Consider the following 24,298-nt stretch of genomic DNA (forward strand, 5'->3'; position numbering starts at 1 on the left):
GGCGACCCCTGTCAGTTCTGCCTTACCCGGTCAGTCAGCCGTGTCCAGCGGTACGCCGTGCCTGCGCTGGCTGGCGCTGCGGGGTGGCCGGTGGCAGCCCGGCCGGTCCGCAGTTCTGGCGTACGGTCGGCAGGGTCGTCGGTCTTCGGGGTGTGGCCGCCCGTTGCTGCACCCGTAGCCCGGCGGGCTGTACGAAGATCGACCGCCGGGCGACCGCGTCGCCCTTCCTGTCGAGCTGGTAGCCGTCCAGCCAGATCCACCCGTCGAAGGTGACCCGGTCGAGCACCCGGATGACCCGGAACATGATCGGCGTGACGAACTGGACGCTGGCCGCGCGGGTCACCAGGACCAGGTCGCCGGCCCCGGGCCGGGGAGTGGTCATCGCCAGCCGAAGACAGCGCGGTGCCGGCGCCACATCCTGATCCGGGCGCGGGCAGCTTCCACCGTCGGGCAGAACCCCGTCTCCGTGCACCTTGGGCAACGGCTGTGGCGGTGGTGGTCCAGGCAGTACCAGGCCGACTGCACCAGGAACGGCACCTCGCGGCGTACCGGGGTCACGGCTCCTCCGGGGGCCAGTGCCCTCGGGTTGATCGTGAGGCGACGGCGGGCGCGGCAGGGTAGTTCCGCCCCGCAGCGGCACAGCCTGCGCCAGCGCCGCCAGCTCCAGACGGGCCCGTGTCGAACGGGGTGCGTCGGTGGGGCGGCTGGTGGGTGGTCGTCGGGGCGGATCCCGTTCATCAGTGCTCTCCGCAGCTTGGTGAATTCGCTGTTAGCCGTCAGGGCGACGGGATCCGCGCCGCCCTGACGGGGCTTGCCTACAGGTTTGCCGAACCAAGGGAAGCCATAAGCAAACTACGTCACTATCTGACGTAGGTAAAGCACACGGCGTGGTTTTCCTGCATCACTTGCTGACGAAGGTTGGCGCGTGGTCAGATGGCAGGGCCGAACCAAGGGGATCAAAGTCATGCCCTCTGCACCTGCCGAATACCGACGCATCGCCGACGAACTGACTGCGAAGATCAAGAGCGGCGAGCTCGGGCCGGGGACGAAGTTGCCCAGCACGAGCGAGCTGGCTGATCAGTTCGCCGTCAGCGTGGCCACCGCGTACCGTGCCGTCTCGCTCCTGCACGATCGGGACCTGGTCGTGGGACAGCCGGGACGAGGTGTGTACGTAGCTGGCAAGGAGTAGCCGCGCGGGTCGAGGTGCAGCTGTCCCCTCCTCCACGCCCGACGAGCGAGCGGATCCCGCCTGGCGGCACGCCCGATCCACCTCCGACTGCCGACAGAGATGCCCACGATCGACTCCGGTTCGGCGAGGTCGGGGTGTCCCGGCCGGGTGTGACCCCCACATTGCCGAAGTCGTGCGGGCCGCCCTGACGGAGGGGCGTGACGGTCGCTGACTACGCTTGGTGGTCGTGCCCGAGGGACATAGCATCCACCGCCTGGCGGCCCGGCACGCCGAGTTGTTCGCCGGGGAGAAGCCGCAGGTCAGCAGCCCTCAGGGTCGCTTCGCCGAAGGGGCGGCGTTGATCTCCGGCACCCTGCTGGAGAGTACCGAGGCGTACGGCAAGCACCTGCTGCACCACTACGCCGCCGAGGTGACCCTCCATATCCACCTCGGGCTCTACGGCAAGTTCACCGACGGGTCGGGGGAGCCGCCCGCGCCGGTCGGGCAGGTGCGACTGCGGATGGTCGGCGACCGCCACTGGTTGGACCTACGCGGCCCCACCGCCTGCGAGCTGCTCACCCCGGGTGAGGTCGAGACGCTGCGCGCCCGGCTCGGCCCGGATCCGCTGCGGACCGACGCCGACCCGGCGCGGGCGTACGCCCGGATCTCCCGTAGCCCGACGCCGCTCGCCGCGCTCCTGCTCGACCAGTCGGTGGTGGCCGGCACCGGGCTGATCTTCGTGACCGAGGCGCTGTTCCGGGCCGGACTGCCGCCGCTGCTGCCCGGCCGGAACCTGACCCCGGCCGGCTGGCAGGCGCTCTGGGCCGACCTGGTCGAGCTGATGACCCTCGCGGTCGAGCGGGGGCGGATCGACACCGTCCGCCCGGCGCACCTGCCCGAGGCGATGGGGCGTGCGCCGCGCGTCGACCGGCACGGCGGCGAGGTGTACGTCTACCGCCGCAACGGCGACCCCTGCCACGTCTGCGGCTCGGCGGTCAGCCGGGGTGAGCTGGGCGGGCGCAACCTCTACTGGTGCGCCGCCTGCCAGGCCGGCTGACCCGCCCGTTGCCCTGCGGCTCAGGCCGGGTCGGCCGCTCGTGGGCCGGTCCGGTGGTCGGGCCGGCCCGCACCGCCGGCCCGACCACCGCGCTCAGACCAGCCGGCGGATGTCGCCGTACGCGCGGTAGAAGCCGCCGATCTTGGCGGGGTGGGTCGTGGGACGGGCTAAGCGATGGCGGCGATGTCGCCGTCGTCGAAGTAGATCGCCTGGTGGAGGCGTCCGCCGAGAGCGGCGGCGTAGCGGGCGACGACGTCCTGGCCAGAGATCTTGCCCTGTTCGATCTGGGAGACACGGCCCTTGGTGACGCCCATGCGTTCGGCGACCTGCTTCTGAGTCAGACCGCGGGCGCGGCGTACCTCGGCGAGGCGGTGTCCGACGATGGTGGTGAGCAGTTCCTGTTTGCCTGCTTCGACGACCTGCTCGCCGCCGGCGCGCTCGATGTGGGCGCTGCGGATGTCACGCCAGCTTACGTAGCTGCTCATGGCTGTCGGCCCTCCTCAGCGCGTTCCTTCAGGTATATCTCGTAGCGTTGCTCGGCCAGGGGGATCGCTTCGGTGTACCACTGCTGCCAACGTCCGGCCTTGTCTCCGGCGACGAGCAGGATGCTGGAGCGCCACGGGTCGAAGGCGAACAGGATGCGGACGGTGCCGGGGCGCAGCTCTTTGAGGTTGGCGATCGATGAACCGTGGATCGTGTCGACCAGCGGCCGGCCGAGCCCTGGTCCGGCCTGGGCGAGCAGGTCGATGGCTTGCACGACACGGGTGTGGGTGAGTGCATCGAGGCTGTCGATCCACTCTTCTACCTCGTGGACGAGGTAGATATCCCACTCGTCGGTCCCCACGCGAAAGAGTATAGCGAAAGCTATACCCGGACGCCTCTACTCGCTATGGGCGGCAGCTGGCGCGGTGGTCGGGCCGGCCCGCACCGCCGGCCCGACCACCGCGCTCAGACCAGCCGGCGGATGTCGCCGTACGCGCGGTAGAAGCCGCCCCGGCCGGACTCGCGGACCTCGGGGACCAGGTAGCGGGCTCCCCGTTCGCGGATGCCCTTGGGGAACTGCACCGACCAGTCCCGGTGGTAGCCGTCGGAGAGCACCTGGATGCGCAGCCGGCCGCGCTCCTCGACGCACTGCACGACCACCCCGCCCTCGGCGTGGTGGACCACCTCGACCGTGGTGGACGGAGCGGTGGCGGCCATCCGGGGCGGTGCCTTGACGTCCACCACCTGCGGGACGCTGCCGCCCTCGGCCGCCCGGATCGCCGGCTCGCTGGCGTCGATGCAGGCCAGGTACCCGCCGGTGGTGACCACGTAGAGGCGGTCCTCGTGGTACTGCATGGAGTACGCCGAACCGCAGCCGGTGCCGAGCTTCCAGAGCCGGTTGCCGGCCTCGTCGAAGCAGTAGATCGAGGAGTGGTTGTCCCCGGCGAAGACGTACCGGCCGTTCTCGGTGGCGGCGCAGGAGAAGACCGGCGCGTCGCAGTGGTACGTCAGGTCGGCCCGGCCGCGCTTGGTCAGCCGGACGACCTGGCGGGTGCCGGTGCCGGCGAAGACGTGGTCGCGCTCCTGCCAGCCGAAGAGGACCGAGCCGGTGCGGGTGTTCCACAGCTCCTGGCCGGTGCGCCAGTCGTAGCCGGTCACCCCCGCCGAGTGGCCGTGGTAGATCGCGTCGTCGTCGCAGCGCACCATCCACGCCGACGTGCCGCGCCCCGGCCGCCGCCAGAGGAACTCGTCCTCGTGGTCGACGGCGGAGATCCCGCCGCCCGCGTCGGAGACGCCGAGCACTCCGTCGTGGATGTCCAGCCAGTAGATGTCGATCTCCGGTGCGATGGTGTACGCCACCCGGGGCACCTTGCCGGAGAGGTCGTAGACGTTGCCGTCGTCGCAGCCGGCGTAGATCCAGGCGTCGTCGGCGACGATGCACTTCACCCCGTCGGGCAGCCGGACCTGGCTGAGCACCTGGGCGTCGTGGCCGAGGGTGGTGATCACCCCGTGCTCGTTGCCCACCATGCAGTGCTGGCCGTCGACGAAGATGCCGAACGCCGGGGCGCCCGAGTGGTACCGCCAGAGCACCGGGGCGGTGCGGGCAGTGGAGCGGGTGCTGACGATCTGGCGACGGCTCACCGCGCGCTTCTGCCGTACGCCGCGCACCGCCGGGGCGTACCCCTTGCGGACCTTCTCCCCGATCTTCTTCGCGGCGGCGGCGCGGGCCTTCGCGTTGTCCGCGAAGCTGCTGGTCTTGACCTGCCCCTGGTCACCGATCCGGCCGTAGCGGACGGTCAGGTCGCAGCCGTCCACGACGGTCTCGTAGAACTTGTGCGCCCCACCATCCGCTTCGGACAGTTCGAGGTACGTCGTCTCCTGTGCCATGGGAAAATCCTCCGGGGGCGGGCGACCGGTGGCGGTCCGACCGGTACGTCGACAGCCCGCACACCGTAACCCGCGCCCCCGACAAGGCCACCGAACGAGGGCTGACCTGCGGCTCAGTCGTCGCCGAGCAGCCAGCGGACCACCTCGACCTGCTGCGGGAAGACCTGCCCCTCGCCGATGCTCCAGGCCAGCGTCTGGCCGACCGCCCAGCCCCGCACCCGCTCCCGGTCCAGCCCCAGCTCGCCGGTGAGCCGGTCCAACCGGTGCCGCACCGCCGCCGGCGAGTGGCCCAGCTCCGCGCCACGCACCATCGGCACCACGCTGAACTCACGCTCGCCCACCAGCGGCTTCGGGTCGATCACCAGCCAGGGCTCGCGGCCGGCGCGCAGCACGTTCCCGGCGTGCAGGTCCTGGTTGACCAGCACCTGTTCGCCCTGGTTCGGGGCCAGGCCGGTGAGCAGGTCGCGGGCGGCGTCGAGCAGCCGTCGCTCGTACGGCCGGCCGGCCCGCTCCCAGTTGCCCGGCAGCCGTTCCACCCAGCCGGCAGCCTCCTCGGCCAGCGACGTGAAGGGGGCATTCGCCGGTCGCCACAGGCGGGGGAGCAGGTCGACGACCACCCCGAGCGCTTCCTCCGGCGGGCGGTGGGAGAGCGGATCCCCGGGGACGCACCGCTCGATCAGCAGGGCTCGCCACGCCGGCTCGTGCGCCAGCAACCGGACCGCGCCGTCGCCGTCCCACCGCGCCAGCGCCGTCGCCTCGTGCTCGCTGTCCCGGTCGGGATACTGGAGCTTGAGCACGGCCGGTGTCCCGTCCGGCAGGTCGGTGGGGAGGGCCAGCGACACCAGCGACCCCGGGTACGCCGGGCCGAGCCGCAGCGACCACCGGTCCACGCAGGCGGCGAGCCGTTCCGGCAGCACCGCCAGCCAGTCGCGTCCGGCGGGCACCCGCCGCATCCAGTCCAGCCGCCGAGGGATCTCCAGTTCCATCGGACCATCCTCGGGCCGGTCCGGCCCGACCGTACAACCGTTTCCGGCCGGAGCCGGTCAACCCTGGAGCGCGTCGACCGCTTTGCGGGCGGCGATGAGCACCGGGTCCCAGACCGGGGCGTACGGCGGCGCGTAGCCGAGGTCGAGGCCGGTCATCGCGTCCACCGTCATGCCGTTCCACAGCGCCACGGCCAGCGTGTCGATCCGTTTGGCCGCCTCGGACCAGCCGACGATCTGCGCGCCGAGCAGCCGGCCACCGGGCTTCTCGGCGATCAGCTTGACCGTCATCGTGCGGGCTCCCGGGTAGTAGCCGGCCCGGTTGGTCGACTCGGTGACCACCGAGACGAACTCGAAGCCGGCGGCGGCGGCGTCGGACTCGCGTAGGCCGGTCCGTCCCACCTCCAGGTCGCAGACCTTGGTCACCGCCGTGCCGATCACGCCGGGGAAGGTCGCGTAGCCGCCACCGATGTTGATCCCGGCGACCCGGCCCTGCTTGTTGGCGTGCGTGCCGAGGGGGATGTTGACCGGCTGTCCGCTGACCCGGTGCAGCGTCTCCACGCAGTCCCCGGCCGCCCACACGCCGTCCATCCCGATCACCCGCATCCGGCGGTCCACCCGGATCCCGCCGGACGGCCCGACGGGCAGGCCGGCGGCCTCGCCGAGCGCGGTGTTCGGGCGCACCCCGAGACCGAGGACGACGACGTCGGCGGGGAACTCGCCGGCGTCCGTGCGGACTCCGGTGACCCGGCCGTCGTGGGTCTCCAGCCCGGTGACCGTCACTCCGGTACGGATGTCGATGCCGAGCCCGCGCATCGCGTCGGCCACCAGCCCGGCCATGTCCGGGTCCACGGTGGACATCGGCTGGTCGGCCTGCTCGACGAGGGTCACCTCCAGCCCTCGCACGATCAGCGCCTCGGCCATCTCCACGCCGATGTAGCCACCGCCGACGACCACCGCGCGCCGGGGAGCCGGGTCGCTTTCCAGCCATTCGCGCAGCGCGTCGCCGTCGTCGAGGGTCTGCACCCCGAAGACTCCGTCCGCGTCGACCCGGGCCCACGGTGGGTGCACCGGGGTCGCGCCGGTGGCGTACATCAGGGTGTCGAACCGTTCGCGGACCTCGCCGCCGCCGGCCAGGTCCCGGGCGACGACCTCACGCCGGTCGAGGTCGATGGCGGTGACCTCGTGCCGGAGCCGGACGTCCACGTGGTACTCGTCCCGGAAGGTGGCCGGGTCCCGGGCGACGAGGTCGTCCCGCTCGTCGACCAGCCCGCTGATCCAGTACGGGATGCCACAGGCCGAGTAGGAGGTGAAGCGCCCCCGGTCGAACGCCACGATCTCCAGGTCCTCCGGACCGCGCCGCCGCCGGGCCTGGGACGCCGCCGCCATGCCGCCGGCGTCGGCGCCCACCACGATCAACCGTTCCGCCACCGGTTCAGTCTTCCACCGTCGGCGTCCCGCCGCGCGTCTGTCGCGCCACGTCCTCGACCACGTCGACGAGGCGACCGGTGCGGGCGTGCACCGCGCGCTGCCGCTCGGCCCCGGTGCCGTGCCGGCGCACCCCGGCGAGCAGGTCGTCGACCTGGTCGGTGTCGCCGTGCCGGTCGAGTTCCGGGCGGACCCGGTCGACCAGGCGGTCCAGCAGCTCCCACGCCGGACCGACCTCGCCGGTGTGCGGGTCGACGGCCTTGCCGGTCAGGCCGTCGTGGGCGGCCCGCCAGTGCGCCCCGACCAGCAGATGGTGGTCGACCCGGGGGGCCGGACGGCCAGCGGCGATCTCCGCCAGCGCCGTGCCGACCAGACCCCGGACCAGCGCGGCCACCAGGATCGTGTCGTCCAGCGACGGGCAGACATCCCCGATGCGGATCTCCACCGTCGGGTACTTCGCCGACAGCCGCGCGTACCAGTAGAGCATCCCCTCGTCCAGCATCACGCCGCTGTCGATGAGCTGCCGGATCAGCCGCTGGTAGTGGCCGTGCGAGTCGAGCCAGGGCGTCGGGGCCACCGAGGGCCAGCGTTCCCACTCGATCGAGCGCCAGCTCGCGTACCCGGTGTCCTCGCCGGCGGAGAACGGGGAGTTGGTGGTGAGCGCGTGCAGGATCGGCAGCCAGGGCCGGACGTGGTTGAGCACCTGCACGCCGGTGTCCGGGTCGGGGATCCCGACGTGCACGTGCATGCCGTTGTTGCCCGGTCCGGGGGCGAGCAGCCGGAACCGCTCGACCATCCGGTCGAAGCGCGGCTTGTCCACCACCGGCGGCACCGGCCCGTCGACCGGGCCGGTGCCGATGGCGAGCAGCCGGACGCCGGCCCGGTCGGCGGCGTCGGCGAGCCCGGCGCGCAGCAGCCCGAGGGAGTGCCGGATCGCCCTGAGGTCCAGTCCGGGCGGGCTGCCGATCTCGATCTGGCTGGTCTGGAACTCCCGCTCCACCTGGCCGCCCAGCTCGGGGGGCACCTGTTCCATCACGAGGTCGACGGCGGGCACGGCCACGCCGGTGTGCGGGTCGACGAGGAGGAACTCCTCCTCGACGCCGACGGTGAGCAGATCGGAACCGTCCGGCGTGCTCGTCACGTCCTGGATCGCCACCTGGCCGGCCACGGCCTTCACCACCTTCTTCCGGTCCGCGTCACTCGCGGGAGATGGACTTAGGGCTACCCAGCCGTACGCGGCCGGAAAACGTTGTCCCGGCGTGTCGGGTCGGCTCGCCGGGGTCGGGAACGTGACAGCGGGTCCTAGGCTGTGCCCGTGCTGGCTCCGCTGTCGGTGGTGATCTGGGCCTGGGCGTACGCGCTGGGTCAGTTCGTCGTGCTCGCCGACCGGCCGGTCGAGGCGCTCGCCGGGGTGGCGGTCGGCGCGGCGCTGCTGCTCGCCACGATGGTGGCCGTCCTGGTCACGGCGGTCGGCGCCGCCGGCCCGCAGGCCGTCCGACGGGCCCGCTCCCTGCGCGAACGCGCCCGTCGCCGTCGGGTGCCCCGGCAGCTCGACCCGGACGCGCCGGGTCGGCCCCGCCCCCGCGCGCCGGGGGTACGCCCCGCGGCCGCGTGACGCGTCGCCGGGCACCTCCGGCACTGCCATCTGCCGACCCGCCAACCACTGGCCCGCATCGTCGGGCCGGCCGGACCGCGCCGTCGACTCCGCGCACGCGGTCGATTCCGCCCGTCCTCCGTCCATCTCGGACATTCGACCGGAATCGCACCAAGGGGTACACCCATGCTCGCCTTCGCGCCACTCGACGCCGCCGTCGGCGTCGCCTCCCATGCCGTCTCCACGCTCGCCGACGCGGTCGCGCCCCTGGCCGGTGGGGCCGCGACCGCCGTCGCCATCGTCGCGTTCACCGTCGCCGTCCGGTTGCTGGTCGTACCGCTCACCGTCGCCCAGGTGCGCGGGGAGCGGCGTCGCACGGCTCTCGCCCCGCAGGTCGCCGAGCTGCGTCGCCGGTACGGCGGCGACCCGGCCCGGTTGCAGCGGGAACTGCTCGACCTGTACGGCACCGCCGGGGCGAGTCCGCTGGCGGGCTGCCTGCCGGCCCTGCTCCAGGCCCCGTTCTTCCTGATCATGTACCGCCTCTTCACCGCCGGTGACCCGGTGCCGCTGGCCGGGGAACTGGCCGGGGTGCCGTTGGGGCGCCACCTGGCCGACGGGCTCGCCGGAGCGGCCGGACCGGTCTGGGGCGTGCTCCTGGCGGCGCTGCTCGGCCTGGCGTGGCTGGCGTCACGGCGGATGCGCCGGACCATGGCCGCCAACGCGGCGTCGTCCGGCGGGGCGGGGCCGTCGAGCGGTCCGAAGGCGTCGGGCGGGTCGGCGTCGTCCCGGGAGGTGGCGGGGGCCGGTGGGGTGGCCGGGGACGTCGGGGCGGCGGTCGGTCGGATCCTGCCGCTGCTGCCGTACGCGACGGTGCCGGTCGCGCTGGTGGTGCCGTTGGCGGGCGTGCTCTACCTGGTCACCACCACCGCCTTCACCGCCCTGGAGCACACCGTGCTGCGTCGCGAGCGACGGACCTCGCGACCAACTCTGGACAGAAACAGTTAACTTTCTTGATAATTACCGGACCTGTCGACATCCATGGATGCCCGCTCGGGCCTGGAGGGTCCTGTGAAACGTTCCCGATCTCTTGTCCTCTCCCTGGTCGCGGCCGTCGTGGCGACCGTCGGCGCGGCCTGGGTGGCGATGCCCGCCTTCGCCGCCGGAGCCACCGCGACCTTCGTCAAGACCGCCGACTGGGGCACCGGTTGGGAGGGGAAGTACACCATCACCAACGGCGGTGGCAGCACCATCAACGGCTGGAACCTCACCTTCGAGCTCCCCGCCGGCACCACCCTCGGCTCCTACTGGGACGCCCTGCTCACGTCCTCCGGTCAGCGGCACACCTTCACCAACCGCTCCTGGAACGGCAGCATCGCCCCGGGCGCGTCGGTGTCGTTCGGCTTCCTCGCCACCGGCTCCGGCGCGCCGCGCAACTGCACCCTCAACGGTGCCGCCTGCGGGGGCGGCACCCCGCCGACCACCCCGCCGCCCACCACCCCGCCCCCGACGACCCCGCCGCCCACCACACCGCCCCCGACCACGCCGCCGCCCACCACCGGCCTGCCGAAGCACGTGCTCACCGGGTACTGGCACAACTTCGACAACCCGGCGGTCGAGCTGCGGCTCCGTGACGTGCCGAACGAGTACGACGTGGTCGCGGTCGCCTTCGCCGACGCCACGGCCACGCCCGGCGCGGTGTCCTTCACGGTCGACCCGGGCCTGTCCGCGTCGCTGGGCGGCTACACCGACGCCGACTTCCGGGCGGACGTGCAGACGCTCCGCTCCCGGGGCAAGAAGGTGATCATCTCGGTCGGCGGCGAGACCGGGCGGGTGGCGGTCAACGACGCGGCCAGCGCGGTCGCCTTCGCCGACAGCGTGCACGCGCTCATCGGGCGGTACGGCTTCGACGGGGTCGACATCGACCTGGAGAACGGCCTGAACCCGACCTACATGGGCCAGGCGCTGCGGTCGCTGCGGGCGAAGGTCGGGTCCGGCCTGATCATCACGATGGCCCCGCAGACCATCGACATGCAGTCGCCCCAGACCAGCTACTTCAAGCTCGCCCTGGACATCCGGGACATCCTCACCGTCGTGCACACCCAGTACTACAACTCCGGGGCGATGCTCGGCTGTGACCGGAACGCCGCGTACCCGCAGGGCACGGTGAACTTCATCGTGGCGCTCACCTGTATCCAGCTGGAGGCCGGGCTCCGCCCCGACCAGGTGGCGCTCGGGCTGCCCGCCGGTCCGGGCGCGGCCGGTGGCGGCATCGTCCCGCCCAGCGTGGTCAACGCCGCGCTGGACTGCCTGGCGAAGGGCACCAACTGCGGCAGCTTCCGGCCGCCGCGCACCTACCCGGGCCTGCGCGGCGCGATGACCTGGTCGGTCAACTGGGACGTCAGCAACGGCAACGGCTTCGCCCGTACCGTGAAGCCGCACCTGGCGACGCTGCCCTGATCCTGCTCGGCCCGGACGTCGCGCAGTGCACGCGACGTTCGGGCCGCCCCGCCAGACCTCCGCCCTGCCCCACTCGGCCCGTCGATCATGGAGTTGTGGCGCCCGATCAGCGGTTTTTGTATAGATTGTCTGGCACCCAAACTCCATGATCGCGGGTGGTCTGGCACGGGTGGGTCGGCCGTCGCCGGTGGTCAGCGACCGGTGGTCACCGACTGCCGGTCGCGCCGGGCCCGGCGGCGGCGCACCTTCTTCACCGCCCAACTCGCGATCATCAGGGCGAAGATGGCGAGGATGCCGTAGTCGAACCAGCTGCTGTACTTGTCGATCTCCTCCCAGCGCGACCCGAGGGCGTACCCGAGGCCGACGAAGATCGCATTCCAGACGCCACTGCCCAGCGTGGTCAGCAGGCTGAACTCCACCAGCGGCATCCGGTTCGCCCCGGCCGGGATCGACACCAGGCTGCGCACCACCGGCGCCATCCGGCCGAACAGCACCGCCCAACGGCCGTGCCGCTCGAACCAGCGGTCGGCGCGTTCCAGGTCGTCGGTGTCCACCAGGGGGAGCCGGTCCAGCCAGCGCTTGAGCCGGTCCTCGCCGAGCCCCGCGCCGAGCCAGTAGAGCGCGAGCGCGCCGACCAGCGAACCGACGGTGGCGGCCACCCAGACCACCACCACGTTGAACCGGTCCTCGCCGGCCAGGTAGCCGGCCATCGCCAGGACGATCTCGCTGGGAATCGGCGGGATGATGCTCTCCAGGGCGACCAGCAGGGCCACCCCGGGCGCGCCCATCGCCTCGATGACGCCGGCCACCCAACCGGTCAGCCCGCCGAGTTGTGCCGGGTCGACGTTGTCGGCGAGTGCCATGCGTGTCCTTCCGCCGGAAGCCCATCGATCGGATGGTGCTACCCGATTCCGGGGCGGTCACACCTCGTCGTGGCGCCCGCCACCCGAAAGACACCGCAGGCGCGGCATCCGGTCGGCTCAGTCGTGCAGGGCGGCGTCGGCCGGGCCGCGACGCCAGCCGGTGAAGCGTACGGTGAGTCCGCCGCGCGTCGGTGAACAGCAGAACGGACCGGCGGTGGCCACCGCCGTCGGGGCCAGCGGGGCGAGGCGGACCAGTCGCCACGGCTCACCGTCGACCCGGGCGCGGACGGTCAGCGCGTCGCCGGCCCGGCTCGCCCGCACCGTCACCTCCCGGCCGACCCACTCCGGCACCGGGGCGACCGACCAGTCCGAGACGCCCCGGGTGACCACGGCCCCGACCTGCGGCTGGCCGTCGGAGACCTCGACGCCGGCCTTGATCCACTGCTCCTCGTCCACCCGGACCAGCACGCCGGCCTGGTCGAACTGCTCCGTGTAGTCCAGCCGGAAGCTCACCTCGACCGCGCTCCCGGCGGCGAACGGGGCGAGCAGGGCCGGGGCGTCGTCGTGCACGAACCCGTAGCTGGTGTGCCGCCAGAGGTCGCTGGTCGCGGCGGGTTCGACGAGGAGGTCACCGGTCGGGGTCGCCTCGACGCGCACCGGCTGGCGTGACCAGTTCCCCTCGGTCCAGTCGACCGGCTGCGGGCCGTCCTCGTGCTTCATGTCCGGCAGGCTACCGGCCCCGGCGGGTCTGCGTCGGCGGCACCGAGGCGCGCTCGTGTTTGCCGGGACGACCCACGGGAGAAGGTATGGCGGCATGGGTGACAGGTGGTACTCCGAGGCCGTCGTCTACTGCCTCGACATCGACACGTACGCGGACTCCGACGGCGACGGCGTCGGTGACATCCGGGGCCTCATCGGCCGGCTCGACTACCTGGCCCGCCTCGGTGTGACCTGCCTCTGGCTGCATCCGATCCACCCGTCGCCGAACAAGGACGACGGCTACGACGTGACCGACTTCTACAACGTGGACCCGCGCTTCGGCACCCTCGGCGACTTCGCCGAACTGCTGCACCAGGCGGCGAACCGGGGCATCCGGGTGATCATCGACCTGGTGGTGAACCACACCTCCGACGAGCACCCCTGGTTCCAGTCGGCCCGGTCCTCGCCGGACTCGCCGTACCGCGACTGGTACGTCTGGTCCGAGCACGCGCCCGCGGACCGCTACCAGGGCATGGTCTTCCCGGGCGAACAGCACGAGACCTGGACCTACGACCGGACCGCGAAGTCCTGGTACTACCACCGGTTCTACAAGTACCAACCGGACCTGAACATGACCAACCCCGAGGTCCGGAACGAGATCAAGAAGATCATGTCGTTCTGGCTTCAGCTGGGCGTCTCCGGGTTCCGGATGGACGCCGTGCCGTTCATCATCGAGCTGACCGAGCCCGGCAACGCCAACGCGCCCAAGGACTTCGAGTTCCTCACCGAACTGCGCCAGCACGTGCAGTGGCGCCGGGGCGACGCGGTCCTGCTCGCCGAGGCCAACGTGGAGCCGGACGACCTGCCGCAGTTCTTCGGCGACGCCGCCGGCTCGGCCAACCGGGTACACATGCTCTTCGACTTCATGCTCAACGGGCGGCTGATGCTCGCCCTCGCCCGGCAGGACCCGGAGCCGGTCATCGAGGCGCTGCGGGACACCCCGGCGCTGCCGCACGGCGCGCAGTGGGCCACCTTCCTGCGCAACCACGACGAGATCGACCTGTCCCGGCTCACCGCCGAACAGCGCGAGCAGGTGTACGCGCAGTTCGGCCCGGAGAAGGACATGCGCATCTACGACCGGGGCATCCGCCGCCGGTTCGCCCCGATGCTCGGCAACGACCGTCGTCGCATCGAGCTGGCGTACGCCCTCCAGTTCTCCCTGCGCGGCACGCCGGTGCTCCGCTACGGCGAGGAGATCGGGATGGGGGAGGACCTCTCCCTGCCCGGCCGGCACGCGATCCGTACCCCGATGCAGTGGTCGTACCAGCCGAACGCCGGCTTCTCCACCGCGGACCCGGAGAAGCTGGTCCGCCCGGTCGTCGAGAAGGGGGAGTTCGGGTACGAGAAGGTCAACGTCACCGACCAGCGTCGGGACCGCAACTCCCTGCTGGCCTGGTTCGAGCGCATGATCCGGACGCTGCGCGAGGCCCCCGAGATCGGCTCCGGTTCCACCACCCACATCGACGTGCCGATGCCGCCGGGCGTGCTCGCCCACCGGGCCGACGGCGCGACCGGCACGATGCTCTTCCTGCACAACCTCGGCACGCAGGACGCCGTGGTGGACCTCAGCATGCTCCAGCAGGAGGCCGACCTGCCGATCGACGTCCTCACCGACCGGGACTACGGCGGCGTCGGCAAGCTCGACGAACTCCGGATCGCCGGTTACGGCTACCGCTGGATCCGGCTGCGCCGCGCCTGGTCCGCCTGACTCCGTACGGCCGCCGCGCCCTGCCGCCGCGCGGTCCGTGCTCTGCTTCTCTGTGCGCCTGCCGTTGCACTGCAGGGGCCCCTTGTTACCGCTTTTTGGGGAGCAGGGGTCCCCTGCAGGCACCTCACCCCGAGCGGCGTAACCGCCTTGGCGTGCGGCCCGCACCGTCCTTCCCGCGCGGGTCCGCGTGGTGCGGGCCCGGGGGGGTAGGGTGCGGGGGTCGCCTTGTTACTGGGAGGTAGGTATGGCCGGAGGGCAGCGGGTCGCGATCGTCACGGGAGGCGCGCGGGGGATCGGCGCGGCCACCGCCCGCCGGTTGGCCGCCGACGGTCTGGCGGTCGCCGTGGTCGACATCGAGGAGTCGGCGACGGAGGAGACCGTCGCGGCGATCGGCGCGGCCGGCGGCCGGGCGCTCGGCGTCGGCGCGGACGTGTCCGACCGGAGTCAGGTGGCGGCGGCGGTGGAGCGCGTCGCCGCCGAACTGGGGCCGCCGACCGTCCTGGTCAACAACGCCGGGGTGCTCCGCGACAACCTGCTGTTCAAGATGACCGACACCGACTGGGACACGGTCATGGGGGTGCACCTGCGCGGGGCGTTCCTGTTCAGCCAGGCCGCCCAGAAGCACATGGTGGACCAGAAGTGGGGGCGGATCGTCAACCTCTCCAGCACCTCCGCGCTGGGCAACCGGGGGCAGGCGAACTACGCCGCCGCCAAGGCCGGTCTCCAGGGCTTCACCAAGACGCTGGCGATCGAACTCGGCCCGTTCGGGGTGACCGTCAACGCGGTCGCGCCCGGCTTCATCGTCACCGACATGACCGCGGCGACCGCCGCCCGGATGAAGGTGGACTTCGAGGACCTCCAGAAGCACGCCACCGCCGAGATCCCCGTCCGCCGGGTCGGTCGTCCGGAGGACGTGGCGCACACCATCTCGTTCCTGGCCAGCGAGGGGGCCGGTTTCGTCTCCGGCCAGGTCGTCTACGTCGCCGGTGGTCCCCGCGACTGACCACCGCCCGTCGAGCCCGGTCCGTGGCCCGGTGGCTGGTCCACCGGGCCCGCGCGACCCGGGCGTCAGGCGGCCCGTACGACGGGACCGGGGTCAGGCCCGCTCGTGCCGGGTTCGGTAGAGCCAGACCAGACCGAGCACCGGGAGCACCAGCGGGACGTAGCCGTAGCCGCTGCCGAACCCGGACCAGACCGTGTCGTCCGGGAAGAGCGCCGGGTCGACCAGGCTGAGCGCACCCACCCCGAGCACCCCGACCAGCTCGATCGTGCAGCAGACCAGGGCGATGCGGCGACCCGAGCGTCCGCCCCGGGCCAGTCCGACGGTCGCCACGATGTAGATCACCGCGGCCAGCGCGGAGAGCAGGTACGCCAGCGGGGCCTCGTCGAACCTGGTGACGATCTGAAGCCCGGCCCGCGAGGTCGCCGCGATGGCGAAGAGCAGGTAGACGGCGATCAGCAGCCGTCCCGGTCCCTGACCGGTGGCGCGTGCGGATGCCCCGGGCGGGCTCACCGCCGAGGCCCCGGGCCGGTCGGCCGCCGAGGTTTCTGGCGGCTCGGCAGCCGCAGGCATCCCCGGCCGCTCGGCCGCTGAGGTCCCCGGTCGGTCGGTCGACGAGGGCGTCTCCGGTCGGTCAGCCACCGACGACCTCCCAGGTCTGCTGGAGCCGGACCACGACCACCGGGAGGACCAGGCACACCACCCCGATGATCGCCGCGCCCCAGCGGGTGGGTTCCATCCTCGCCAGCACCCCCGCCAACGGCGGCAGGAAGACCAGCGTCACCAGATAGCCGGCGAACGCCCCCGGCTCGCCCGGCCGGTCGCCCCCGCCGAGCGCCACCAGGGCGACCACGGCCAGCGCCAGCAGCGCGACCTCCAGCACGGCGAGGCCCAGCAGGTGGGTGCGGTCCGGGGGCCGGTTGCGCGCCGCCGTCAGCAGGCTCCACGCCGCGAGTACGAGCGACAGCACGATCGTGACGGTCGCGAGGATTCCGTCCACCGGTGAGCCGGCTGCGGCGGCGCTGGTCATCGGGGCCACCCCGTCCCTACCTCGGTCACCCGGACAGCGTACTCAGCGTCCCGTCGGCCTCCGGGACGACCTGCTGCCTGCTGCGTCGGCGCGTCCGGCGGACTAGCGTGGGAGCGCGGACCGGGCGGCTGGCCAGGACCGATCGACGATGGGGGTGCGGGCTTGCTGAGGTTCGGACTGTTCGGCACCGGTCACTGGGCGGCGGAGACGCATGCGGCGGCGCTGTCCGCGCATCCACGCGCCGAGCTGGCCGGGGTCTGGGGACGTAATCCGGAGAAGGCCGCCACGCTGGCGCGGCGACATGGCGTACCCGCCTACGACGAGGCCGACGCGTTGATCGAGGCGGTGGACGCCGTCGCCGTCGCGCTGCCGCCGGACGTGCAGGCGGAGATCGCGGTCCGGGCCGCCACCGCCGGCCGGCACCTGCTGCTGGACAAGCCGTTGGCGCTGGACCTGGCCGCCGCCGACCGGGTGGTCGCCGCCGCCGAACAGTCCGGGGTGGCCTCGGTGGTCTTCTTCACCCAGCGCTTCCACCCGAACGCGGTGGGCTTCCTCGGGGCGACCGCCGCGGCGGGCGGCTGGCACCACGCCCGGGTCACCCTGTTCTCCTCGATCTTCCAGCCGGAGACCCCGTACGCGGACTCGACCTGGCGACGGGAGCACGGCGCGCTCTGGGACATCGGCCCGCACGCGCTGTCGATGGTCCTGCCGGTGCTCGGCCCGGTGAGCCGGGTGTCCGCCACCGACGGGCCGCGCGGGCTGGTGCACCTGCTGCTCACCCACGAGAGCGGGGCCACCAGTTCACTCTCCCTCACCCTGGACGCGCCGCCCGAGGCGCTGACCCGTGACGTCGTCTTCTTCGGCGAGAACGGCGTCGCGGCCGTGCCACCCGGGGACGGCCGGCCGGTCAGCGCCTTCGGCCTCGCCGTCGACCAGCTGCTGGAGGAGATCGACGCGGGCACCCGGGACCACCACTGCGACGTCCGGTTCGGCCGGGAGGTGGTCGCCGTCCTCGCCGCTGCCGAGCGGTCCCGCACCGACTCCCGCTCCCACGCCGTTTCCTGACCGCCCGGCCCCGCCCCACTCCGTCCCTGACCCCGTTCCCACACCACACCCGCTTCCCGCGCCCACCGCCCGGGTGGTAGCAGGGGCCCCCTGCACGTCAAAAAGCGGTAACAGGGGACCCCTGCACGCACGTGGACGCGGGCGGGGCGGGGGCGCGGGCGGTAGGCGTGGCGTCGGGCAGGCGGTTCGGTTGTCAGGCGATGGTGGCCAGGGCGTCGGTCAGCTCGTCGGCGGAGGCGAACTCCTCGACCGGCAGCGACCGGAGGGCCTGGAGCACGCCGGTGCCCGCGCCGACCTCCTGGGCCCGGCGCACCAGGTCCTCCCGGGACACCGGGTAGTCCAGTCCGGCCAGGTACTCCCACCACTGTCCGTCGGTGACCGTCATGGACGTCGGCTACCCGCTGGCGGTCGACGCACACCCGTGGTTTGCCCCGACCCGCCCCGGGTAGCCGCGGACATGCTGGTCCAGCGGCTCGGCGCACCGAGCGACTTCGACCCGTTGCTGGCCCGTGTCGCCGATGCCCGGATCGTCATGCTCGGCGAGGCGACGCACGGCACCTACGACTACTACCGGCTACGGGAACAGCTCACCCGTCGGCTGATCGCCGAGTGCGGCTTCTCCTTCGTGGCGGTGGAGGGGGACTGGCCGGACTGCGACCGGGTGAACCGCTCCGTCACCGCCGTCCCGCGCGGTGCGGCCGACCCGCTGGCCGCGCTGGAACGCTTCGAACGCTGGCCGACCTGGATGTGGGCGAACGCCGAGGTGGCCCGCTTCTGCCGCTGGCTGCGCGCCTGGAACCTGGACCGGCCGCAGGCGGCCCGCGCCGGCTTCCACGGCCTGGACGTCTACAGCCTCTGGGAGTCGATGCAGGCCATCTTCGACTACCTGGGCGAGGAGGACCCTTCGTCGCTGGAGGCCGCACAGGACGCGTACCGCTGCTTCGAGCCGTACGGCAAACGACCCGAGGAGTACGGGCTGGCCAGCCGGTTCGTCTCGGCGCGGTGCGAGGAGGAGGTGGTGCGCCTGTTGGCGCGTACCCGGGAACAGGCCGCCGCCGACGGCGCGGACCGCTTCTCGGCCTGGCAGAACGCGGAGGTGGTGGCCGGCGCGGAGCGGTACTACCGGACCATGGTGAACGGCGGGGACGACTCCTGGAACGTGCGGGACACCCACATGGCGGACACCCTGGACCGCCTGCTGGACCGGTACGGCCCGGACGCCCGGGGGGTGGTCTGGGCGCACAACACCCATGTCGGTGACGCCCGGGCCACCGACATGGCCGGGGGCGGCCTGGTCAACATCGGCCAGCTCGCCCGGGAACGGCACGGCGACGCGGCGGTGGTGCTGGTCGGGTTCGGCAGCTACCGGGGCGGTGTGGTGGCCGCGCCGCGCTGGGGGTCGGCAGCCGAGGCGATGACCAGCCCGCCGGCCCGCCCGGGCTCGCTGGAGCACCGGCTGCACGAACTGCTGCCGGAACGGGCGGTGCTGGTCTTCGACGGCGCGGACCAGCCGGACTGGGTCACCGGCACGGTCGACCACCGGGCGATCGGCGTGGTCTACGACCCGTCCCGGGAGGCGCGGTCCAACTACGTGCCGACCCGACTGGGCGAGCGTTACGACGCCTTCGTCTGGTGCGACGAGACCACCGCCCTGCACCCGCTGCCCGCCCTGACCACCCCCGGCGAGCTGGAGACCTACCCGGCCGGCATGTGAACCGCGCCCGGCTCGCGAGCCGCACCGCATCCGGCTGGGGTGTTTGCAGGGGCCCCCTGCTACCGCTTTTTGCGGTGCAGGGGACCCCTGCTACCACCCCACCCCGGGCGCGCAGCCGGGCGCGCAGTCCGGCGAGCGGTGCCGGGGTGGGGTGGGGTGGGGTGGATCAGCGGACGCCGGCTGCGGCCTTCTCGTCGAGGTGGGCGCGCAGCCCCTCGCCCTCGATGTCGACGTTCGGCAGGGCCCGCTGCAACCAGCGGGGCAGCCACCACGCCTTGTCGCCGAGGAGCGACATCACCGCCGGGACGATGGTCATCCGCACCACGAAGGCGTCGATGGCGACGCCGATCGCGAGCGCGAAGCCCATCGACTTGATGATCGGGTCGTCGAGGAAGACGAAGCCGCCGAAGACCGAGATCATGATCAGCGCGGCGGCGGTGACCACCCGGGCGCCGTGCCCCATGCCGTTGATGGTGGCCTGGGCGGCGGTGTCCCCGTGCACGAAGTCCTCCCGCATCCGGGAGACCAGGAAGACCTCGTAGTCCATGGCCAGCCCGAACAGGATGCCGATGAGCAGGATCGGCAGGAAGCTGACCAGCGGACCGGGGGTGTCCAGCCCGACCAGGTCGGCGAGCGTGCCCTGCTGGAAGATCGCGACGGTGATGCCGAAGGTCGCCGCGACGGTCAGCAGGAAGCCCAGGGCCGCCTTGACCGGCACCAGGATCGACCGGAACACCAGCATCAGCAGCAGGACGGAGAGTCCGACGACGAGCAGCAGGTAGACCGGGAGCGCGTCGGCGAGCTTCTCCGACACGTCGATGCCGATCGCGGTGACGCCGGTGAGCAGCACGTCGACCCCGTCGGTCCCGTCGACCGCGCGGCGGATGTCGTGGACCATGGTCTCCGTGGCCTGGTCGGTCGGCCCGGTCTCCGGGATGACCGCCAGCAGGGCGGTGCGGCCGTCCTGGGCGAGCTGCGGCGGGGCGACCGCGAGCACTCCCTCGGTGCCCTGGATCTCCTGGGTGACCCGGGGCAGCGCGGCGGTGGTCTGCTCAGCGGAGTCACCGGAGACCACCACCACCAGGCGACCGGTGAAGCCCGGCCCGAAGCCCTCGGTGATCAGGTCGTTGGAGGTCCGGGCCGGCGACCCGACCGGGGCGGTGCCGGCGTCCGGCAGGGCCAGCCGCATGTCGGTGGCGGGGACGGCGAGCAGCCCCAGCCCGAGCAGGCCGGCCAGGATGACCGGGATCCGCAGCCGGGTGACCCAACGGGCCCAGCGGAAGCCGAAGCCGGAGCGGTCCTCGGCGACGTCCGCGCCGGCCGGGGTGGTGCCGCCGGTCGGAGTGGTGCCGCCGGTCGGAGTGGTGCCGCCGGTCGGAGTGGTGCCGCCGGTCGGAGTGGTGCCGTCGGTCGTGGCAGTGCTGTTCGTCGTGGCGGTGCCGCGCAGCTTGCGGGGCAGCACCCGCTGGCCGGCGAAGCCGAGCAGCGCCGGCTGGAGCGTGATCGCCACCAGCACCGCCACGGTCACCGTGCCGGCGGCGGCGAGACCCATCACGGTGAGGAACGGGATGTTGACCACGGCGAGCCCGGCGAGCGCGATGACCACGGTCGCCCCGGCGAAGACCACGGCCGAGCCGGCGGTCCCCACCGCGCGTCCCACCGCCTCCTCGGGGGTGAGCCCGGAGAGCAGGTTCTGCCGGTACCGGGAGGTGATGAAGAGGGAGTAGTCGATGCCGACCGCCAGACCGAGCATCAGCGCCAGGATCGGGGCGGTGCTGGTCAGGTCGATGACGGCGCTGAGCGCGAAGAGCCCGGCCATGCCCGCGCCGACGCCGATCAGCGCGTTGAGCATGGTCATTCCCGCCGCGACCAACGAACCGAAGGTCACCACCAGGACGATCAGGGCCACCAGTACGCCGATCGCCTCGGTCGAGCCGACCTCCGGTTCGGCGTTGAGCACCTCACCACCGGGGGCGACCTGGTAACCCTGGCTCTCGGCCCGCGCGCCGATCTCCTCGTACGCCTCGCGCTGCTCGTCGGTGACCTCGTCAGCGCCACCGGAGAACTGCACCTGGATCAGGGCGTACCGCGCGTTCGGCGAGACCGCGCCGGCCTGGAACGGGTCGACTGCGCCGACCGCGCCGGGCAGGCTGCTCGCCTCCTGCACCAGTTCCCGGATCACGGCCTGCCCCTGCGGGGTGCCGAGCTGCCCGTCGGCGGGCGCCTTGACCGCGATGGTGCCGGTGGCGCCGCTGGCCGCCGGGAACTCCTTCGCCAGCAGGTCGAGGGCCTCCTGCGACTCGGTGCCGCGCATGGTGAAGTCGCTCGACGTGGGGCCGCGGAACAGCGCCGCGGCGCCCCCGAGTCCGATGAGTGCGACGAGCCAGAGGGTGATGACGAGTCGCCGTCGCCGTAGCGCGCCCCGGCCGAGCCGGTACAAGAGGGTCGCCATGATGGTTTTCTAGTCCTGTCCTCGGGGTCGTGGATGGGAAACGGACGCAGCGGAGCGGGTCAGTCCAGCGGCCCGAGCGCCCGGCGGGCGACGGCCAGCAGCGCGGCACGCAGCTCGTCGTCGTCCAGATCGGGGAACTCCGCGCACGCGGCGGCGATCCCGGCGAGCACGATCAGCGCGCCCACCCGGGCCTCGGCCCCGGAGGACCCACCGGCCAGGGCGTCGCGGAGCCGGTCGGAGCAGCGCTGGATGTACGCGAAGGCGGGGTGCTGGAGCAGTTCGGGAAACTCGCCGTGCAACAGGGCGATCTCCCGGCGGAAGCGCAGCGCCAGCTCGACGAAGCCCTCGACGGCGTCGCGTTGCGCGGTCTGCCCGGTCGCGTCGAGCAGCCGTTCGTCGAGGGCGAGCAGCATGTCGATCGCCGGGGACATCAGCTCGGTGAGGATGGCCTCCTTGTTGGCGAAGTGGTAGAGCACCGCCGCCTTGGAGCACCCCACGTCCCGGGCGATGTCCTGCAACGACGTGCCCTTGTAACCGGTCACCGCGAACCGCTTCGCGGCTGCGGCGAGAATCTCGTCCCGGGTCTCCGGTACCGACCGAGCCAACCTGGCCACCTCCCACCATCGAGCATGCCTGACCGATCGGTCAGGAGCTGACCGATCGGTCAGAGGAAGGTCGTGGCGTTCGCCACATTCCGCCCGGATCGGGGGAGGTGGGGGTGAAGTGTCACTCCACCCGGTCGCCGGAGAAGTCGGCCAGCCACGGCCCGGACCAGGTGAGCCGGTTCTCCGCGAGGTCGGCGACGAGGCCGTTCACCCAGGCCAGCTCCGCTCGGAGCGCGGCGAGACGGTACTCGTCCTCGACGAGGAAGAGGCGGGGCAGTTCCGCGCCGGCCAGGATCGCCGTACGGTCCCGGATCTGTTCGGCGAGCACCTCGGCCCGTCGGGCGAGCTGCCGGGCGGCCTCCTCCGGCGGCAGGATCGGCAGGAAGGAGAGCGCCGCCGGGAACTCCGGGAACTCCCGTGCCGGGGTGGCCAGGGCGTCGCTGAGCCACTCGTCGAGGGTGCGTCGACCGGCCTCGGTGAGCTGGTAGACCGTCCGCTCCGGGCGGCGCTCGTCGCGGGCGGTGTGGTCGACCCGGACCAGTTCCTCCCGCAGCAGCCGGTCGAGGGTCTGGTAGACGCTGCTGCGCTGCGCGACGTTGACCACGTCCTCCTTGTGCCGCTCCCTGATCACCTGCTGCATCCGGTAGGCGTGCATGGGCTCTTCGGCGAGGAGCGCGAGCAGCATCATCGCCAGCGGCGACCGGCGGGGGGAGCGGGCGGACATGACTTCACTCTAGGTGGCCACTGGTGACCCTTAGTCATTCTATGTATAGTCAGATCATGACTAAAGCTCTGGTCGTCGGGGGCGGGATCGCCGGTCCGGTCGCCGCGGTGGCCCTGCGCCGCGCCGGCATCGACGCGGTCGTCCACGAGGCGTACGAGCGGGACGCCACCGGCGTCGGCGCGATCCTCACCCTGGCGGTGAACGGGGTGGACGCGCTGCGGGCGGTCGACCTCGCGGACGCGGTCACCGGGCTCGGCCATCCGACACCACGGATGGCGCTGATCAACCACCGCGGCCGCCGGCTGGGAGAGTTCGGCACCAGCGGTACGCACACCCGGGGCCTCGGCAGCATCACCCTGCGCCGCGCCGACCTCTACCGGGTGCTCCGTCACGAGGCGGAGCGCCGTGGCGTGCCGTTCGTGCACGGCGCGCGCCTGGTCGCGGCGGAGCCGACCGGCACCGGCGTACGAGCCCGCTTCGCCGACGGTCGCACCGCCGAGGCCGACCTGCTGATCGGGGCGGACGGGCTGCGGTCGGTGACCCGGTCGATCATCGACCCGCAGGCCCCCGGCCCGCGTTACGTGCCGCTGCTCAACGTCGGCGGTGTCGCCCGGGGTCTCCGGCTGCCCGGCGAGCGGGGGCTGATGCACATGATCTTCGGGAAGCGCTGCTTCTTCTGCTGGATCGAGGTCGGCGACGACGAGATCTGGTGGTTCGCCAACCCGCCGCAGCCCACCGAGCTGAGCCCGGCGGAACTCGCCGCGATCGGCTCCGACCAGTGGCGTCGCCGCCTCGACGAACTGGTCGCCGACGACGCGGGGCCGGCACGCGAGATCATCCGGAACACGGTCGAGCTGGACCCCGCCTGGGCCACCTACGACCTGCCACCGGTCCGCCGGTGGCACCGCGACCGGATGGTCATCATCGGCGACGCCGCGCACACCGCCACCCCCTCCTCAGGGCAGGGTGCCTCGCAGGCGATCGAGGACGCCGTCGAGCTGGCCCGCTGCCTGCGGGACCTCCCCGACGTGCCAGCGGCCTTCCGGGCGTACGAGCGGTTGCGGCGTCACCGGGTCGAGCGGGTCGTGACCCAGGGCCGGCGGACCAGCAGCACGAAGGTGGCCGGCCCGCTGGGGCGGCTGCTCCGGGATCTCGCCCTGCCGCTGGTCGCCCGTCAGGTCGCGCGGGACGACGGCGCCCGCCTCTCCTGGCTCTACGACCACCACGTCGAGTGGGACGCCCCGGTCACCGGCTGAGAAACCCCGCCGCCGGGCATACGGTCAGCTCACGCGTGGCGTGCGGCAGGTCGGCCGTTCGGGTT

The 24,298-nt window shown here is 72.5% G+C and carries 25 protein-coding genes; 10 read left to right on the forward strand and 15 right to left on the reverse strand.

Annotated features, from left to right (window positions below):
• Nucleotides 1-34: 34 nt before the first annotated feature.
• A complete protein-coding gene (locus QSK20_RS13820; protein WP_285789010.1) occupies nt 35-382 on the reverse strand; it encodes a hypothetical protein in 348 nt (115 codons plus the stop codon).
• A gap of 582 nt (nt 383-964) precedes the next feature.
• Here QSK20_RS13820 and QSK20_RS13825 point away from each other — a divergent pair.
• The gene (locus QSK20_RS13825; RefSeq protein ID WP_145837355.1) at nt 965-1,189 is read left to right on the forward strand and encodes a GntR family transcriptional regulator; all 225 of its coding nucleotides are present in this window, start codon (nt 965-967) and stop codon (nt 1,187-1,189) included.
• A gap of 226 nt (nt 1,190-1,415) precedes the next feature.
• Nucleotides 1,416-2,225: an Fpg/Nei family DNA glycosylase gene (locus QSK20_RS13830; protein ID WP_285789011.1), complete on the forward strand. Its 810-nt coding sequence runs from the start codon at nt 1,416-1,418 to the stop codon at nt 2,223-2,225.
• A 167-nt stretch (nt 2,226-2,392) separates the two neighbouring features.
• Here the strand turns inward: QSK20_RS13830 and QSK20_RS13835 are convergent, their stop codons facing one another.
• From QSK20_RS13835 to QSK20_RS13860, 6 genes are all read right to left on the reverse strand, one after another.
• Nucleotides 2,393-2,710, reverse strand: coding sequence for a helix-turn-helix domain-containing protein (locus QSK20_RS13835; RefSeq protein ID WP_285789012.1), 318 nt, complete (start codon nt 2,708-2,710; stop codon nt 2,393-2,395).
• Entirely contained in the window at nt 2,707-3,069 is a 363-nt protein-coding gene (locus tag QSK20_RS13840; protein WP_285789013.1) for a type II toxin-antitoxin system RelE/ParE family toxin, read from the reverse strand. The genes QSK20_RS13835 and QSK20_RS13840 overlap by 4 nt, the downstream gene beginning before the upstream one ends.
• A 104-nt stretch (nt 3,070-3,173) precedes the next feature.
• Entirely contained in the window at nt 3,174-4,595 is a 1,422-nt protein-coding gene (locus QSK20_RS13845; RefSeq protein WP_285789014.1) for a WGR domain-containing protein, read from the reverse strand.
• 113 nt (nt 4,596-4,708) lie between these two features.
• Nucleotides 4,709-5,581 carry an aminoglycoside phosphotransferase family protein gene (locus QSK20_RS13850; RefSeq protein ID WP_285789015.1) on the reverse strand — a complete coding sequence of 291 codons (873 nt, stop codon included), beginning with the start codon at nt 5,579-5,581 and terminating at the stop codon, nt 4,709-4,711.
• 57 nt (nt 5,582-5,638) lie between these two features.
• The gene (locus QSK20_RS13855) at nt 5,639-7,009 is read right to left on the reverse strand and encodes an FAD-dependent oxidoreductase (RefSeq protein ID WP_285789016.1); all 1,371 of its coding nucleotides are present in this window, start codon (nt 7,007-7,009) and stop codon (nt 5,639-5,641) included.
• 4 nt (nt 7,010-7,013) lie between these two features.
• The gene (locus QSK20_RS13860) at nt 7,014-8,174 is read right to left on the reverse strand and encodes a carboxylate-amine ligase (protein WP_502888895.1); all 1,161 of its coding nucleotides are present in this window, start codon (nt 8,172-8,174) and stop codon (nt 7,014-7,016) included.
• A gap of 147 nt (nt 8,175-8,321) precedes the next feature.
• Between QSK20_RS13860 and QSK20_RS13865 the strand changes: the two genes are divergently transcribed.
• The 3 genes from QSK20_RS13865 (at nt 8,322) to QSK20_RS13875 (ending at nt 11,057) form a co-directional block, all read left to right on the forward strand.
• Nucleotides 8,322-8,621 (forward strand): DUF6412 domain-containing protein, encoded by a 300-nt coding sequence (locus QSK20_RS13865; RefSeq protein ID WP_285789018.1) that lies wholly within the window; start codon nt 8,322-8,324, stop codon nt 8,619-8,621.
• Nucleotides 8,622-8,786: 165 nt separating this feature from the next.
• The gene (locus QSK20_RS13870; RefSeq protein ID WP_285789019.1) at nt 8,787-9,605 is read left to right on the forward strand and encodes a YidC/Oxa1 family membrane protein insertase; all 819 of its coding nucleotides are present in this window, start codon (nt 8,787-8,789) and stop codon (nt 9,603-9,605) included.
• Between the two features lie 63 nt (nt 9,606-9,668).
• On the forward strand, nt 9,669-11,057 hold the full coding sequence (locus QSK20_RS13875; RefSeq protein ID WP_285789020.1) for a chitinase: 1,389 nt from the start codon (nt 9,669-9,671) through the stop codon (nt 11,055-11,057).
• Between the two features lie 191 nt (nt 11,058-11,248).
• Here the strand turns inward: QSK20_RS13875 and QSK20_RS13880 are convergent, their stop codons facing one another.
• Nucleotides 11,249-11,920 (reverse strand): DedA family protein, encoded by a 672-nt coding sequence (locus QSK20_RS13880; RefSeq protein ID WP_285789021.1) that lies wholly within the window; start codon nt 11,918-11,920, stop codon nt 11,249-11,251.
• A gap of 117 nt (nt 11,921-12,037) precedes the next feature.
• Nucleotides 12,038-12,640 carry a DUF1349 domain-containing protein gene (locus QSK20_RS13885; protein WP_285789022.1) on the reverse strand — a complete coding sequence of 201 codons (603 nt, stop codon included), beginning with the start codon at nt 12,638-12,640 and terminating at the stop codon, nt 12,038-12,040.
• 94 nt (nt 12,641-12,734) lie between these two features.
• Between QSK20_RS13885 and QSK20_RS13890 the strand changes: the two genes are divergently transcribed.
• On the forward strand, nt 12,735-14,387 hold the full coding sequence (locus tag QSK20_RS13890) for an alpha-amylase family protein (protein ID WP_285789023.1): 1,653 nt from the start codon (nt 12,735-12,737) through the stop codon (nt 14,385-14,387).
• A gap of 244 nt (nt 14,388-14,631) precedes the next feature.
• Nucleotides 14,632-15,390, forward strand: a complete 759-nt coding sequence (gene fabG, locus QSK20_RS13895) for a 3-oxoacyl-ACP reductase FabG (RefSeq protein ID WP_285789024.1) — start codon at nt 14,632-14,634, stop codon at nt 15,388-15,390.
• Between the two features lie 93 nt (nt 15,391-15,483).
• Here fabG and QSK20_RS13900 read toward each other — a convergent pair whose 3' ends face one another.
• Together QSK20_RS13900 and QSK20_RS13905 are read right to left on the reverse strand one after the other, a co-directional pair.
• Nucleotides 15,484-15,960: a hypothetical protein gene (locus QSK20_RS13900; RefSeq protein WP_285789025.1), complete on the reverse strand. Its 477-nt coding sequence runs from the start codon at nt 15,958-15,960 to the stop codon at nt 15,484-15,486.
• Nucleotides 15,961-16,021: 61 nt separating this feature from the next.
• Nucleotides 16,022-16,417, reverse strand: a complete 396-nt coding sequence (locus tag QSK20_RS13905; protein ID WP_285789026.1) for a hypothetical protein — start codon at nt 16,415-16,417, stop codon at nt 16,022-16,024.
• Between the two features lie 165 nt (nt 16,418-16,582).
• Between QSK20_RS13905 and QSK20_RS13910 the strand changes: the two genes are divergently transcribed.
• Nucleotides 16,583-17,482 carry a Gfo/Idh/MocA family protein gene (locus tag QSK20_RS13910; protein ID WP_285789109.1) on the forward strand — a complete coding sequence of 300 codons (900 nt, stop codon included), beginning with the start codon at nt 16,583-16,585 and terminating at the stop codon, nt 17,480-17,482.
• Nucleotides 17,483-17,675: 193 nt separating this feature from the next.
• On the opposite strand, the gene QSK20_RS13915 is transcribed toward QSK20_RS13910, so the two are convergent.
• On the reverse strand, nt 17,676-17,867 hold the full coding sequence (locus QSK20_RS13915) for a DUF2795 domain-containing protein (RefSeq protein WP_285789027.1): 192 nt from the start codon (nt 17,865-17,867) through the stop codon (nt 17,676-17,678).
• A gap of 72 nt (nt 17,868-17,939) precedes the next feature.
• Here QSK20_RS13915 and QSK20_RS13920 point away from each other — a divergent pair, with 72 nt between their 5' ends.
• Complete coding sequence (locus QSK20_RS13920; RefSeq protein ID WP_285789028.1) at nt 17,940-19,196, forward strand: erythromycin esterase family protein; 1,257 nt, start codon at nt 17,940-17,942, stop codon at nt 19,194-19,196.
• A 166-nt stretch (nt 19,197-19,362) separates the two neighbouring features.
• Here the strand turns inward: QSK20_RS13920 and QSK20_RS13925 are convergent, their stop codons facing one another.
• The 3 genes from QSK20_RS13925 to QSK20_RS13935 form a co-directional block, all read right to left on the reverse strand.
• Complete coding sequence (locus QSK20_RS13925) at nt 19,363-21,648, reverse strand: MMPL family transporter (protein ID WP_285789029.1); 2,286 nt, start codon at nt 21,646-21,648, stop codon at nt 19,363-19,365.
• Nucleotides 21,649-21,707: 59 nt separating this feature from the next.
• A complete protein-coding gene (locus tag QSK20_RS13930; RefSeq protein WP_285789030.1) occupies nt 21,708-22,253 on the reverse strand; it encodes a TetR/AcrR family transcriptional regulator in 546 nt (181 codons plus the stop codon).
• Between the two features lie 121 nt (nt 22,254-22,374).
• Entirely contained in the window at nt 22,375-22,977 is a 603-nt protein-coding gene (locus QSK20_RS13935) for a PadR family transcriptional regulator (protein WP_285789031.1), read from the reverse strand.
• A gap of 56 nt (nt 22,978-23,033) precedes the next feature.
• On the opposite strand from QSK20_RS13935, the gene QSK20_RS13940 reads away from it, so the two are divergent.
• A complete protein-coding gene (locus tag QSK20_RS13940; protein ID WP_285789032.1) occupies nt 23,034-24,233 on the forward strand; it encodes an FAD-dependent oxidoreductase in 1,200 nt (399 codons plus the stop codon).
• Nucleotides 24,234-24,298: the final 65 nt, after the last annotated feature.

The organism is Micromonospora sp. NBRC 101691 (genome assembly GCF_030269285.1).
Taxonomy (GTDB): Bacteria; Actinomycetota; Actinomycetes; order Mycobacteriales; family Micromonosporaceae; genus Micromonospora; species Micromonospora echinospora.

Excerpts from the sequence above, each read along its gene's own strand:
- QSK20_RS13825 (WP_145837355.1), top strand. The coding sequence starts at position 965 with ATGCCCTCTGCACCTGCCGAATACCGACGCATCGCCGACGAACTGACT.
- QSK20_RS13905 (WP_285789026.1), bottom strand. The coding sequence starts at position 16,417 with ATGACCAGCGCCGCCGCAGCCGGCTCACCGGTGGACGGAATCCTCGCG.
- QSK20_RS13935 (WP_285789031.1), bottom strand. The coding sequence starts at position 22,977 with ATGTCCGCCCGCTCCCCCCGCCGGTCGCCGCTGGCGATGATGCTGCTC.
- QSK20_RS13925 (WP_285789029.1), bottom strand. The coding sequence starts at position 21,648 with ATGGCGACCCTCTTGTACCGGCTCGGCCGGGGCGCGCTACGGCGACGG.
- fabG (WP_285789024.1), top strand. The coding sequence starts at position 14,632 with ATGGCCGGAGGGCAGCGGGTCGCGATCGTCACGGGAGGCGCGCGGGGG.
- QSK20_RS13845 (WP_285789014.1), bottom strand. The coding sequence starts at position 4,595 with ATGGCACAGGAGACGACGTACCTCGAACTGTCCGAAGCGGATGGTGGG.
- QSK20_RS13920 (WP_285789028.1), top strand. The coding sequence starts at position 17,940 with ATGCTGGTCCAGCGGCTCGGCGCACCGAGCGACTTCGACCCGTTGCTG.
- QSK20_RS13900 (WP_285789025.1), bottom strand. The coding sequence starts at position 15,960 with ATGCCTGCGGCTGCCGAGCCGCCAGAAACCTCGGCGGCCGACCGGCCC.
- QSK20_RS13880 (WP_285789021.1), bottom strand. The coding sequence starts at position 11,920 with ATGGCACTCGCCGACAACGTCGACCCGGCACAACTCGGCGGGCTGACC.
- QSK20_RS13870 (WP_285789019.1), top strand. The coding sequence starts at position 8,787 with ATGCTCGCCTTCGCGCCACTCGACGCCGCCGTCGGCGTCGCCTCCCAT.
- QSK20_RS13940 (WP_285789032.1), top strand. The coding sequence starts at position 23,034 with ATGACTAAAGCTCTGGTCGTCGGGGGCGGGATCGCCGGTCCGGTCGCC.
- QSK20_RS13835 (WP_285789012.1), bottom strand. The coding sequence starts at position 2,710 with ATGAGCAGCTACGTAAGCTGGCGTGACATCCGCAGCGCCCACATCGAG.
- QSK20_RS13915 (WP_285789027.1), bottom strand. The coding sequence starts at position 17,867 with ATGACGGTCACCGACGGACAGTGGTGGGAGTACCTGGCCGGACTGGAC.
- QSK20_RS13850 (WP_285789015.1), bottom strand. The coding sequence starts at position 5,581 with ATGGAACTGGAGATCCCTCGGCGGCTGGACTGGATGCGGCGGGTGCCC.
- QSK20_RS13890 (WP_285789023.1), top strand. The coding sequence starts at position 12,735 with ATGGGTGACAGGTGGTACTCCGAGGCCGTCGTCTACTGCCTCGACATC.
- QSK20_RS13820 (WP_285789010.1), bottom strand. The coding sequence starts at position 382 with ATGACCACTCCCCGGCCCGGGGCCGGCGACCTGGTCCTGGTGACCCGC.
- QSK20_RS13885 (WP_285789022.1), bottom strand. The coding sequence starts at position 12,640 with ATGAAGCACGAGGACGGCCCGCAGCCGGTCGACTGGACCGAGGGGAAC.